6 protein-coding genes are annotated in these 13875 nt (G+C 68.8%); all 6 read right to left on the reverse strand.

What is annotated here, in order from left to right:
• Positions 1–62 precede the first annotated feature (62 nt).
• The gene (locus SX243_20500) at positions 63–623 is read right to left on the reverse strand and encodes a gluconokinase, GntK/IdnK-type (protein MDY7095364.1); all 561 of its coding nucleotides are present in this window, start codon (positions 621–623) and stop codon (positions 63–65) included.
• Positions 620–2362: a carboxypeptidase-like regulatory domain-containing protein gene (locus tag SX243_20505; protein ID MDY7095365.1), complete on the reverse strand. Its 1743-nt coding sequence runs from the start codon at positions 2360–2362 to the stop codon at positions 620–622. The genes SX243_20500 and SX243_20505 overlap by 4 nt, the downstream gene beginning before the upstream one ends.
• 146 nt (positions 2363–2508) lie before the next feature.
• Positions 2509–4422 carry a carboxypeptidase-like regulatory domain-containing protein gene (locus SX243_20510; protein MDY7095366.1) on the reverse strand — a complete coding sequence of 638 codons (1914 nt, stop codon included), beginning with the start codon at positions 4420–4422 and terminating at the stop codon, positions 2509–2511.
• Complete coding sequence (locus SX243_20515; protein MDY7095367.1) at positions 4332–8627, reverse strand: carboxypeptidase-like regulatory domain-containing protein; 4296 nt, start codon at positions 8625–8627, stop codon at positions 4332–4334. Before SX243_20515 ends, SX243_20510 begins: the two co-directional genes overlap by 91 nt.
• A 161-nt stretch (positions 8628–8788) precedes the next feature.
• Positions 8789–13072, reverse strand: a complete 4284-nt coding sequence (locus SX243_20520) for a carboxypeptidase regulatory-like domain-containing protein (GenBank protein MDY7095368.1) — start codon at positions 13070–13072, stop codon at positions 8789–8791.
• Positions 13073–13203: 131 nt separating this feature from the next.
• Positions 13204–13875 (reverse strand): hypothetical protein (locus SX243_20525; GenBank protein ID MDY7095369.1); only part of this gene is annotated, 672 nt, incomplete at its 5' end.

Consider the following 13875-nt stretch of genomic DNA (forward strand, 5'->3'; position numbering starts at 1 on the left):
GGGAGTTTCCGATCAGGGCATTTGTAGGGTGGGCGCCAGCCCACCGTCTTGGCGAGACGGATTCACCCAGGACGGTCCGGCATCCGGCAGGGCACCAACTCCTCCAGCACTGCCGACACCACCTCGTCTACCACCTCATCTGGGGGCCCGTCGGCGGCGATGCGCAGGGCGTCCCGGGGCTCTTCCAAGGCGCGCAGCTGGCTCTCCACCATGGAGGCCCCCATGTAGTGGCCCCGGCGGCTCTCCAACCGGCGCCGCAGCTCCCCGGCGTCCACCGCCAGATACACGAAGCGCACCTCCCCCACCAGATCCCCCCGCAGCCAAGCTCGCACCTGGGCCGAGAGGCTCGAACACGCCACCGCTCGCGCCGGCGCCGGATCACCGTTGAGAGCCTCGGCCAGGGCGCGAATCCACGGTCGCCGGTCCTCATCGGTGAGTCCGACGCCGCGGCTCATCTTCGCTACGTTGGCTTCGGAATGGTACTCGTCCCCCTCATAGAACGGCCACCCCAACTCCGCACTCACCCGCCGCCCCACCGTGGTCTTGCCGCAGCCGGCGGGCCCCATGAGGATGAAGGTGGTAGGCGTGGTCGCCCCTGGCTCCTGTTTTTCGGATCCGATCAATCGAGCTCCACCGTCACCTCCGTGCGAGGCGCCTGAACGGTGATGGGGAGTCGGGTGGTGTCACGGTACGTTCGCTCCGCTTCGAGCATCCATTGGCCCTCGGGCACGTGATCAAGCACCAGGGGCTCCAGGTAGGGCTGGAAGGTCCACTGCTCACGCATCACCGGAATTCCCGAGTTGGGGATAGGCAGTTGAAAGCGGTGGCCGTCCGAGTCGACCAGTCGCACCTGCACCAGCTGCCCGTAGTTCAACGCCGTGGGAGCTTCCATGTTCGGAACCCGCACCACCACAGCAGCTTGCGGATCGAGCTCCACCCGCACTGGAGATTCTCGCAACTCAGAGGCCGGCAGCTCCTGAGCCGCGGCTCCCTGAGCGAAGACCTTCAGACTCCAACCCTCACCGGCAGGCCTGGCCGGGACCTCGAGCTTTCCATCGGCGATGGCTTCGAAGGGTCGACGCAGGAGGACCAGTCCGTCGTTGGCCTGGATGACCAGCTCGGCGCGCTCGGGCGCCCTGCCAGAAGCAGAATCGAGCTGCAACACCAGCGGTTCTACCGGCTGCAGCTCGATCTCCAATCCGCTGACCACCCCTCCCGGCGCCACTTCGATGACCCGATCCCCAAGACTCATGCCATCCTGAAAGACCACCAGCCGGTAGCGTCCGGAAGGCAGCTCCATTTCGAAGCTCCCGTCACTCTCCCCAAGGTGCTCACGGAAGCGGGGACCAGCGCCCAGATTGTGGACGGAGATCCTGCTGGAGGCGCCCGGCCGGCCGATCACCCGTCCCGACAGTTGCGCGGGGGCAATGTCCAAGTCCAGATCGAGGTCTGACCTCAGGTCGAGAACCTGATCCAAGGTGTTGGTGGCCTCCGGCATGCTGACGGACAAGCGATAGCGGCCGGCAGGCAAGCGAGTAAATCGAAAGGAATTGCCCTTGCCAAGAGTGAGCAACCTTGAGAATCGAGACTCCTCGCTGATCAGCGTCACGGAGCTGCCCACCACCGGTTCGTTGCCGCGGCGGATCTTCCCCCCGAGAGTCAACCCGGATCCGAAGTGGATGTCATGCTCCACAACCGCAGCACCCTCGGGAACTTCGACGGAAAACCATTCCGAATGCGCACCCCGCTCAGCCCAGGCCTCGATCTCCCAAGTCCCGGGAGAAAGATGTTGCACACGGTAGCGATCCTCCCCCACCGGCCAGCCGATCCGCGGGATCTCTCCATCCCGGCGCGCTCGAAAACTCGGGCCCCGGGACTCGTCCGGGCTCAAGCCCGAAATCCGCCCCCGGAGCTCAGTTCCCTCCTCGAGCTGGACCGAGAAGTCCTCCAGACCTTCCGCTCCAACGTTCAAGAAACGATCATTCCGATAATAAGCGTAGTCATCGTGCTCGATGTCGATGAGATAGCGCGAGGACGGCACTCCATCGAAGCGAAACTCTCCAGTCTCGCTGGTCTCTCCGTCGTAGAACTCCCGGTTGTCGATGTCTTGCAGCAAGATCCTCGCCTTCTCGACCGGCTCTCCCGCTTCATTCCGCACCTGCCCCGAAAGGACGACCTTCTGCGCTTCCGATTCCTGCCCCCTCGGCTCCTCGTCCCCCGAGCTGTGGCCGGACGCTTGCAGAGCAGCCTCGGTGTCTGAGGAGGTCGTCACGGGCTGGCTTTCCGGGGCAGCGCAGGCGATGCTGAAGGCGAAAGTCCCCAGGGCGAAGAGAACGAACGGCAGAGCTCGGGCTTGCTTCATAGCACCTCCACCAAGGGCGAGAGAGGCGAGGTCTCCATGCTCCTACACGCCACAACCCCGCGGGGCTGTCAGGAGAGAGGGGAACGGAGAATCTGGATACACGCTCCTTTATTTTATCTCAAACCCGAAATTCTTTCTGAACGCCCCTACGGAAAATCCCTGACGATCTCGGTGACGCGACCTCTCGTGGTGACCGGAATTCTGTGAGTGTCGCCCTCCGGCGAGGTGAGCTCGAGGATCCAATCCCCTTCCGACAGGTACGTGAGCGCCAAGACGCGCCGGTAGGGGAAGAAGCCCCACTCGTCCTCGACCCTCGGAACCTTGGATCGACTCCGTGGTTGACGGTAGATCCGCCCGTCGGGCGTCAGGACCCGGAGCTTGAATTGCCGTAGATACTGCTCCATCGTCGGCATCACATCCGACGGCGTCCGCAGCCAGAGCCCCGCGGATGGATCGAGCTGGATTGTCGTCAAGTCTGCTCGCAGATCCTTCGCCGGGATCTCCTCAGCGGCTGCCCCGGCGACATAGACCAGCAGCCGCCAGTCTTGGCCGTAGGGCCGGACCGGCATCTGAATTGCTTCGTCCCCAAGATCGTCGAACGAGGCGCGCCAGAGAATCACTCCGTCCTCGCGCTCCAGCATCAGCTCGGCGTTCGTCTGATGGAGGTCGCCGGGCAGTTCGAGGCGCACCTTCCATGGCTCGGCGGGTGATAGCTCTACCTCGAGCCCCCGGATCTCTTCACCCGTAGCCGGGCCACTCCCTGGAGCCAGATCTACGATGCGTTCTTCGATGCGAGAGCCCTGTTGAGTGAAGAGAAGTCTATAGCGCCCCGGCGGCATCTTCTTCTCGAAGCTTCCATCTTCCTCGACCTCGAGAATTCGATAGTACAGATGGGGCTCGACCTTCTGGATGGAGACCTGAATCGATGCATCCTCCTGGCTCTGCACCTTGCCCACGAGCAGGGCGGGAGTGATGTCAATGTCCATCTCGAGGTCGGATTGCAAATCCAAGAGGAACCGCGCCGTGATGGGTTCCTGTTCGGCAAGCACGAGGGCTTTATAGCGCCCTTTCGGCAAACCCGATACGCGAAAGTTGCCCTGCCTATCGGCCCCGGTCACGTAACCGGGTCTGCTGTCCTCCGGGAAAAGCGCGACTCGAGGCAGCCACTGGAAGCCTTGGTCGTGGCGAATCCTGCCGGAGAAGCTCACCCCTTGCCGAAAATCGAGATCCTGCTCGACGACCCCGGAAGGGGCAGAAACCTCGACCTCTGCCCTGGCCAGTTGGCCCCCTCCGGGGTTTCTCGCGGAAACCTTCCAGCGACCCACCGGCACGTGCCGGAGCCGATAGTGGTCGTCCCTCACCCGGTCGCTCGAGATAGAAGGTTCAAGGTCTTGGCCAACGGATACGAAGATCACACCCCTCCTTTCTCCCTCCAAACCCAAGAGTCGGCCTCGAATCTCCGCCCCCTCCACCAGAGTGATTGAGAGATTCTTGGACTCATCCTTTAGGGGATCGAGGATCCACCCGTGCCGGTAGAAAGCGTAGTCCGGATGCTCCACCCGCAGGACGACCCGCCCCGGCATGGGGCTGTCGAGGGTAAATCGGCCGGAGGCGTCGGTCTTGGTACTGGCCAGAGGCGAGTTGCGGGCTGCAGACCTTAGGGAGGCCCGCGCGCCGGCAACCCCGTTGCCGATCTCGTCAAAGACGCGGCCAGTGATGACTCGGCGGATCTCCGGGGCCGGATCTGCCGATTCCTGTTTCTCTTCGGCGGCGGATGGCTCGGCCGCGCTGCTGAGCGCTGCCGGCGAGGGTCCGCTGGCGATGGCGCTGCCAGCGAAGCAAAGGAAACTGAGGAAGCAGAGGATGCCGAGGGTCAAGGTCGATGCGGTGGCAAGGAAGCTCTTCAACATGGTCATGGCCCTCCAAGCAGACTGTGAACGAGGCGGCACCGAAACGGTCTCTGCCAAGACTACGGGAGCTCCACCGCCTGTGTTCCACCGGAGGTCTGAACCTCGCCGCTCCAGGTGCGGCCGTCGGTGGCTTCGACGGTGACGGTCCATTGGCCGGCGGGGACGCTGGGGATGGTCACCGTGCCGAATTGGAGCTTGAAGGAGCTGGTGGGGCCCGGCGGACTGAGATCGAGGGCCTGGACGGGGGCGCCGGTGGCCCCCGTCAGCGTCGCGGTGGCGAAGAGGTAGGTCTCGGCGAGCTCGGGGACGGTGACCGTCAGCGTCCCCGCCGGCGCTAGAGGCACCGGGATCGGGGCCTCCGAGGGCACCTGCAGCGGGATGCGGGTCAGCGCCGCCTCGGGAGCGCCGGCGAGGAGGGTCCAGCTGCCGGCGGGGACGGTTTGGAGAGCCACCAGCCCGTTCTCGTCGGCCCCCCGGCGCAGCGCCGTCACAGGGCGGCCGGCGGCATCCACCACCACCATGCTCAAGAGCTCCGGCGGGCCGCCGCCCCCCACCGTGGGGGCGAGCATCACCTCGGCGTTGGGGGAGAGGACGATCTCCACCCCGGTGCGGTCCTCCCCGGCGGCGAGATCGAGGTCGAGCCACTCGCTGCCGTGGCCCACGGCTCGGGTCTCCAGACGATGCTCTCCCGGCGGCAGGCGAAAGAGGGCGAAGCGGCCGTCGGATTCGGTGCGGGTGGTCGCCAGCACCCGATCCGGCTCGCCGGCGGGGCGGGCGAGGACGAAGACCTGGGGGATGGGCTCGCCGGCCCGGTCCACCACCCGGCCGCTGACCGAGGCCGGCCGCAGCTCGATCTCCAGCCAGTCGTCCTCCGTCAGGTCCACCACCTCGCGGTGATGCAACTGCAGCGGGCTGGTGCCCACCGCCAGCTCATAGCGGCCGGGATCCACATCCTCGATCCGAAACTCTCCCTTCGGATCGGTGGTCGCCCAGCGTTCCGCCTGAAAGTCGACCCCTTGGACGAGCACCTGGACCCCCGTCACCGGCTCCCGGCCCTGGCGTACGACGCCGCCGAGGACCACACCGCCGAAGACCAGATCTCGCTCCAGCTGCACCGTACCGGCCTCGATGAAGATCGGCTCCCGAGCCATCCTGCCCCGGCCGTCGAGATGGGCCACCAGGGTCCAGCTGCCGGGGAGCAGATTGTGCACCTCGTAGGCGCCGTCGTAGCGCACCTGCCCTCTCAGGTTCTGCCCCTTCGGACGGCTCGCTTCGATCCGTACGGAGCTCAGCTGATCCGGCTCCAGACCGCGAACCTGCCCGCTGACGGTAGCGCCGGTGGTGAGGGCGACCTCGATGCCCGTCACCGGCCCTCCCTCCACCACGATGGGCTCCTCCCGAGCGGCGGGGGCGAAAGCTTGATGCTCCGCCCGCAGCTGGTAGCGGCCGGCGGCCACCTGATCAAAGACGAAGCGCCCGGCGCCGTCGGAGTAGACGCGCTCGAAGGGCCGGCGGCGGGTTCCGTCCAGCTCCAGCTCGGCGCCGGCTACGGGCTCGCCCTGGGGATCCACGACCCGGCCGGAAACCTGCCAGCCGCCCTCGACGGTCCAGTCCAGAGTGTTCTCCCCGGAACGAATCTCCACCTCCTCGCGCAGAGAGCCGTAGACCGGGTGGAAGAGAGCTACGAGGGTCTTGCCCTGGGCCAATCCTTCGAGGCGATAGCGTCCTTCGCCGTCGCTCTCGCCGCGGGAGCTGCCGATGATGAGCTGGGCCTTGGTCACCGGCTGCCCCGACCCCGTGGTGACCCTTCCCCGCAGGGTCGCGCCACGCTGGAGGACGATGCGCACGGACTTCGCCTGCGTCGCCGCCGGCGCCTCGACCACCAGGGGCTCGGGATCGAGATAGCTCGCCGACCAGGCCTTCAACGTGATCTCTCCCTCGGGGGGTACGTCGACGAAGAAGATCCCCTCGGCATCGGTCTCGCTTTGGGCTCCCGACTCCTCGCCGGTGGGCTTGCCGTCCTTGCCCATCTCCTGCCATTGAGCGAAGAGGCGCACTCCCACCACCGCCTCGCCCTCCTCGTCTTCCACCAGACCTTCGATGCGCGCAGCCCGCTGCAGGACCACCTCCACCGGCGCCTCCGTCGGCGCCTCCACCGTCCCGACGCTGGTGGCGAGGAAGCCCTCGGCCTGAACCCACAGCAACTTGCGGTCTCCCGGAGACAGCCCCTCCACCGCGAACCGGCCGTCCTCGCCGCTCTCCGCCGCCCCGGTGAGGCTCGACAATAGGGACGCTCGATGACGAGCGCTGCTCATCCCCATATTCATCCCCTCGTGCAGCGGGTGGATGCTGGCCCCCGCCACCGGCGCTCCGTCTTCATCCACCACCCGCCCCAGAATCGCCACACCGGGCGAGACGATGAAGGTGCCCAGGTTCGCGGCCGCCACGGCGGAGCCTTCGGGAATCAAGGCCTCCACCCCAGCCACCCGCAGCGGCGCAAAACCCGTCGCCTGGACCCGCACGTCGAGGGTTGTCGCCGGCAAGGCGGCGAGCTCGAAGCGGCCCTCGCCGTCGGTGGCAGCGCGCACGGCACTGCGCCAGCGGGCCTCCCGGCTCATCCGGCCGGCAGCATTCGCCGCCGCTCCACCCTGCCCCTCCGCCGGCCCCAAGACCACCTCCGCTCCGGCCACCGGCCGGCCCTCCTCGTCCATCACCCGCCCGAAGGCCGGGCGATCCGGTGGCAAGACGATACGCACCGCGTCGGCGGGCCCCTGCCGCGGCAGCACCACCTCCACCGACCGGCCGGCGCCACCCCCATCGGCACCACCGACGCTGCCGGAGCGCACGGCGCGCACCAGATAGCCGGCCCCCGGCGCCAGCCCCCGCAGTAGGAATCGACCCGCACCGTCGACCCGAGTCCACACCGGCGGTGCCGAGCTGCCGAGGGTGAAGAGTTGCCGGGGAGAGAGGCTGATGCGAGCCTCCACCGAGGCGGTGGTCACCGGCCGGCCTGCCGGATCCACCACCTCACCGGCGAGGCTCATGGCGGGCTTCAGGCGCCAGGTCGGCAGCCTCGGGGTGGCCGTTGGGAGCTCAGGCTGATCCGCTGCGGAAGCTTCCTCAACACTCGACAGATATCCCGCCGCCCGCACCGCCAGAGTAGCGGCCCGCTTCACCGTGCCGGTGAGATCTACCGGCGGCACCAGACGATACTCTCCTGACCCATCGGTGAAGACGAAGGAACCGGGATCCTGGATCCAGAACACCAGCGCTCCCGCCAAGGTCTCGGTGATGCTGTCCCCTTCCGCCGTCGTTCCTTTCTCCCCCAGCACCCGGCCTTCTCCCGGCACCGCTACCGGCATTTCCAGCGGCTCGTCGTCCGCCGCCGGCCGGTGCAGCATTCGCCGGCCGTCCTCGAAGGTGAGGTGGATCCACTGGAAAGGCTCCAACAAGCCCAAGGCAAACCTCCGTCGGCGGTTACCCATTCCGTCGTCCGGCTCTCCCCGGGAACCCTGACGCCAGTGCAACACGCCACCCTCATCGGTGGTACCCAACGCCCACGGCGAACCTTCCAGGCTCACCAGCGCCCCGCCCAGGGGGCGATCCCGGGCGTCGACTACCGCCACCCGCCGGGGCTCCAACTTCCCCAGCCGGACGGTGCCCCCGGCATAGCCGTACTCCAACCAGACTCTTGCCGGCACGGTTTCCGAGGTGGGTGGATCCTCCGGGGCCGAGTCCCCAAGATACGCCACCAACCGAGCCTCCTCCTTCCCCGCCCGCAGCACGAAACTGCCGTCCGCCGCAGTGCTGGCCGAGGAGTCCGCCGGCGTCCAGGTGGTCCTCGACAGGTTCCGAAACCGCAGGTCCCGTCCCTGCAGCACGACGTGAGCACCGGCGATGGCCGACCCCGAGGCATCCAGCAGCCGGCCTTCGATCCGGCGGTCGGCGACGAGGACCAGCGGCGCCAGCTCTTCGTCCTGCACCAGCCCGAGGGCCAGAAGCTCCATGGTTTGATGACCTTCGGCGCTCACCCGCACGGTCCAAACTCCGGAAGACGGCGCCCGCAGGATGAAGCGTCCATCGTTGCCGGCGCGATCCCCATCCGCCGGCTCCGGCTCGCTTCGGGAATCCCCAACACCGGCGAGCCAACGCCGGCCGGCCTGATCGAGAGAAAGCACCGGCAACAACTCCGCCCGCGCCCCCACCGCCGGCGAGCCGTCGGGGAGCAGCACCGTCCCGCGGACGGACAGCGAGGAGCCCGGGGCCGAGGCGCCCGAGGCCAGGGAAGGGGCTGCCAGCAGACCCGAGATGAGGAGGGCGAGAAGGACGAGGCGGGTCGAGGGACGACGGTGCATGGAGAGCTCCTGAATGGCCATGGTCGCGGCTGGGAGCCCGAGGGTGAACTACCTCTCAGGCTCCCAAGGCTTCATCGATTCCGGCACTCCAAAAACAGCAGACCTTTCAATGGTAAACCATTCTTGAATTGAGCCCCACCGACGACCCGCAGGCGGAGGATTTAGGGCAGCACTACCGACGCGGCACCGCCGGTGGTGACCAGGGAGGCGGACCAGACGGCACCATCGGGGGCCTGGACCTCCACCCGCCATTCCCCGGCGGGAACCCCTTCGATCACCCCAGCGCCACCTACCAGGGGCCAGCGGCGGCGAAGGCCCCGCTCCACCAGGTCCAGGGTCTCCAGGGGACGGCCGGAGGCATCGGTGAGGGTGGCAAAGGCGATGCCGTTGGATTCCGCCAGCGCCGGCACCTGGAGGCTCAGGGCTCCGGCGGCCCGCAGGGTCACGGACTCCGGCTCGGGAGCGGGCACTGCCACCGCACGCTGCCACAGCGCACCTCCCGGTCCTTGGACCAAGAGCGCCCCGATCCCCGGCGGCGCCGCCGGCAAACGCACCATCCCTCGAGCATCGGGGCTGCGGCGGGTCACCACCACCGGCTGTCCGGAGGCATCCAGCAGCAGCACTTCCACATAGGGCGGCGGTGAGCCGTCCGCCCGCGACACCGCCAGGGTCAGCCCGGCGGTGGGTTCGAGGACCAGCTCCAGGTCGCTCAGCTCCTGTCCTTGGGCCAGCTGAATCTCCTGCTGCGCCGACGCCCAACCGTCCCGCCGGGCGGTGAGCCGGTAGCGACCGGGGGGCACCCGGCGCAGCACGAAACGACCGTCGGCGCCGGTACCGGCGGCCACCATGCCGCTGCCCGCCGCCAGCCGCTCGAGGCTGATCACCACCTGTCCTAGAGGCTCGCCGGAAACTCCGTCCAAAGCCCGGCCGGCGACGGTGGCGGGGCGTAGATCGATGGTCAGGAAGCGGTCTTCCGCCACCTCCACCACGTCGTTGTAGAGGATCTCTTCCAGGGTGTGGTGGAGCCCCAGGCGGTAGCTCCCCGGGTCGAGATCGCGGAAGTGGAATTCTCCGCGATGATCGGTGGTGGTGGCTCGGCGCACCGCGGCGGCCTGCCCCCGCAGGCTGACGGTGGCCCCGGCCAGCGGCTCCCCGGCCACCCGCACCGCACCGCGGAGCTCGACCCCGGCGCCGAAGAAGAGGTCCCGCTGCACCGTCCCGCGAGCCTCCTCCGCCACCACCCGCTCCTGAGCCTGACGCCGGCGTCCCGGCAGCGACGCCACCACCAGCCAGCTCCCCGGTTCCAGGTCCTCCACCCGATAGGCTCCGCTGTAATCCACCCGGCCGGCGCGCACGACGCCGCCATCCCTGTGGGCTTCCACCGTCACTTGCGCCAGCCGCTCGAAGTCCAGCCCGCGCACCTGCCCGTGCACCGTGGTACCGCCCCTCAGCAGGATCTCCAGATCCTCCACCGCCGCCTCCTGCACCCGCACCGGCATCGCCGAAGACGCCGGTGCGAAGCCCGCGGCGGTGGCCTCCAGGGAGTAGCTTCCCGACGGCACCGGCTCGAGGGAAAAGCCTCCTTGGGCGTCGGTCAGGTCGCGGTGCTCCCAGGGCTCCTCGCCGTCCAGCGCCGTCAACACCACCTCGGCGCCGGCGATGCCCTGGCGCCGGGAATCCATCACCCGCCCGGTCACTCGACGGCCGTCGGGCAGCCGCCAGTCGAGGGTGTTCTCCCCCTCGTCCACCTCGAAGTCCCGGCGGGTGCGGCCGTAGGAGCGATGCACCACGGTGGCCACGCCGGCTCCCACCCTCACCCCGTCGAGGGCGTAGAAGCCGTCTCCATCGGTGAAGGCGGCGGCGCCGCCAACGGTGACCCGGGCCTCCGCCACCGGCTCGCCGCTCTCGGTGCTCACCGTGCCGCGAACGGTGGCGCCGCGCTCCAGCACCACCTCCACTTCCTCCACGTCTTCCACGGGTGTCTCTTCCGGCGGAGTGACCAAATTTACCGGTGGCGGGGTCACGTAGCCTGCAGCTTCCACCGACAGCCGAGCTCGGCGCTCCGGGGCGGTGTCGAAGAAGAACCGGCCTTCGTCGTCGGTCTCGGTGCGGCGGCCCTCCGCCGACCGCACCGGCTGGCCGTCGGAGCCCATGCGCTGCCAGCGCAGCGCCACCGCCGCCCCCGCCACCGGCGCACCGTCTTCGTCCCGGACGATTCCCCGAACGCTGGCGGCGCGGCGTAGGACCACCACCACCGGCTCGTCGTTGGGAGCTTCCACCCCTTCCGCGCTCCGGGGCAGGAAGCCAGCGGCCCGCACCCATAGGGAGCGACGGTCTCCCGCCGGCAGGTCGTCGACGGCAAAGCGTCCCTCGTCGTCGGTCACGGCGTCGGGGCGGCGACGGTCGAGGCCGAGAATCTGGGAGCCCGCCCGGGTAGCGGGGAAAGCCAGCTCCTCGCCGATGGCGTGAACCTCGGCGCCGGCCACCGGCTCTTCCTCCTCGTCGAGCACCACGCCCCGCAGGGAGGCACCGGGGGTAAGGAAGAAGGTGCCCAAATCCACGGCCTGGCCCTTCGCTGGCTGGATATCCGGACCTTGGCGCTCCGGGGTTTGGCGTTCCGGGGCGGCCACCGCCACCCCGCGGATCACCAGCGGCGCGAAGCCCCCCGCCCGCAGCACAACGTCGAGCTCCAGCGCCGGCACCGCCGCGGTACGGAAGCGCCCCTCCTCGTCGGTGAAGGCAGTAAATGGATCTTCCTCCCGGCTTCCTCGGTCCTCCCGGCGAGCCAGAATGCCTAGACGCTGGGTCGAGCCGCCGGCGGCGGCGAGGCTCACCCGCGCTCCCACCACCGGCTGCTCGTCCGGACCCAACACCCGCCCGAAGCTGCCGCCACCGGAGGGCAGGACGATGCGCAGCGGCACCCCAGCAGCCGAGGCCGAAGGCGCCACCGCCGTCGCCCGCACCGCAGGAGCCCCCGGACGCCAGGCCAGCACCGTATAGCCCTCACCGGGTTGCAGCCGATCGAGGAGGAAGCGGCCATCTTCGCCGGTGAAGGCCCGGTCGTCCGCTGGATCCGTGGCGGTGAAGGGCCGGCGACCGCGGTGGGGCCGGTGCATGGCGGCCAGGTGTACGGCGGACACCGGCCGGCCGGCGGCATCCACCACCTGCCCCACCAGTCTCGCCGCCGGGATCAGCTCCAGGGTGGGGCCACGCCCCGTCGCCACCATCGCCGGCGTCAGCCGCCCGCGCCGGGGAACGTGCCCCGCCGCTTCCGCCTGCACCCACTGCTCGCTGCCCACGGGCACGGCGAGCTCATAGCCACCACCGGTATCGGTGACGGCGAAGACCCCGGGATCGTCACCGGGGCGCACCACCGCTCCCGCCACCGGCTCCCCGGCGGCGTTCACCACTCGCCCCCGCACCGTCGCCGCCGCGGGCAACCCCAAGATCGTGAGCCGCTCTTCCGTCGGCGCCTCGCCCTCCGACACCGGCGACGGCAAGGAGCCCAGGCGCAGGCCGCGGCCGTCGGGAAGGCTGAGCTGCACGGCGGGCGGGGTACCGGCCGGATTCGGTGAGACGAGGACAGTGGCCTGGCCGTCCGCTCCGGTCACCGCCGTGGGCCAGGCCAGATCCCCCATGCGCACCAACACATCCGCCAGCGGCCGGCGGTGGGGGTTCACCACCCGCAGCTGCCGCTCCTCCCCCGATGGCGCCCAAACGATCTGTCCGGAGCGGAACCCCTCCACCCGCAACGGGGCTCGATCCCGGGAAGTAGCCGGAGGAAAGATCGTCAGCTGCAGTTCTTCTTCGAGCCCGGAGAGCAGCCGGAAACGACCGGTGGCGTCGGTTTGGAGCACGCGAAAGTCGTCCCGCCAGGGGGAGCCGGCGCGCAGAGACGAGGCCTGTTGGGGATCCCGGACGAAGATCCAGGCGCCGGGCAGCGCATCGCCGTTCGGCGTCACCACCTGACCTTCGAGCCTCCGCGCCGGAGTCAGGGCCGCCGGCGGCAGCTCGACGGCCTGGACCAAGATCAGCGGAAGGAATTGGAGGGGGATGGCTTCGTCCGCCAGGATGCGCACCCGCCACACCCCCGGCGAAGGCGCCGCCAACCGATAGCGGCCGCTGGCGTCGGTGGTACCCCGAGCCGCCGGCGGTGGCTGAACTTCTCCCGCCAGACGGCGCCGGCCGGCTTCATCCGCCGGCATCCAGGGCAGCAGCTCCACCTTCACCCCCGCCGCCGGCGTGCTGCCGGACCAGGTCACCAGGCCGCATACCTCCAGGGGGTTCTCCAGAGGTATCTCTCGCTCTTGGGCGATCGCTGAGGGCGGGCCGGGCTCGGCGAGGGAATCCGGCGGAGACGCAGCCGAGGCAGGAAGGGTCAGAGCGGCGAAGCACAGAGCCAGCAGCCAGGAAGGCCGTAGCCAACACACTGGACTCCGGAACAAGAGCGACCTCCAAGAGATAGGGTGGCTCATCCCGCGGAAGATGCGGGAGAAGGAAAGCAAGCAGCCTGGGGGGATGGACGTCGGCGCCACGACGGGAACTCCACCGTGACGCCGAGAGATGAGGAGGCTCGTCAGCAGCTGATCAGCGTCTCGCCGCCGGTGCAGGTGTCGTTGCCGGGACCGCCGTCGATGAGGTCGGTGCCGGACTGGCCGGCCAGCAGCCAGTCGTCGCCGTCCTGACCATAGATGTCGTCGTTGCCGTTGCCGGCGTAGCACAGCTCCGAGCCGGTGCCGCCCCAGAAGGTGTCGTCGCCGTTCTGGCCTTCCATCCAGTCGCCGCCGCCACGGGCCAGCACCAGGTCGTCATCGTCGTCCCCCACCAGGTAGTCGCCATCGCTGGTGTAAAGGCCGCCATCGAGAGCATCGTCGCCGTCGCCGCCGAAGAGCGAATCCTGGCCGGCGTCGCCACAGAGCTTGTCGTTCCCCGAGGGCAGGCTGTAGGAGACGTCGCCATAGAGCAGATCGTCGCCGGCGAGGCCGCAGATCACGTCGCCGGAGGTGGTGCCGTTGATGTTGTCGTCACCGCTGGTACCGATGATGGTGCAGTCGGTAGTGCAGTTGGCGGCGCTGGCGACGGTCGCCGGAATCAACGTCAGGATGAGCGCCAGAGCGGCAACGGCCAGAGCGGAACCGGGAAATGGGCTGAGTTGTTTCAAGGTGGTCTCCTTGTGCACGCGGCGGCGGAGCACCGCTCGCGGTGCCGAGACCCACTCGGTGGCCCAAGTCTCGGCGGTGGAAGAAAT

This window comes from Acidobacteriota bacterium, from assembly GCA_034211275.1.
GTDB lineage: Bacteria > Acidobacteriota > Thermoanaerobaculia > Multivoradales > JAHZIX01 > JAGQSE01.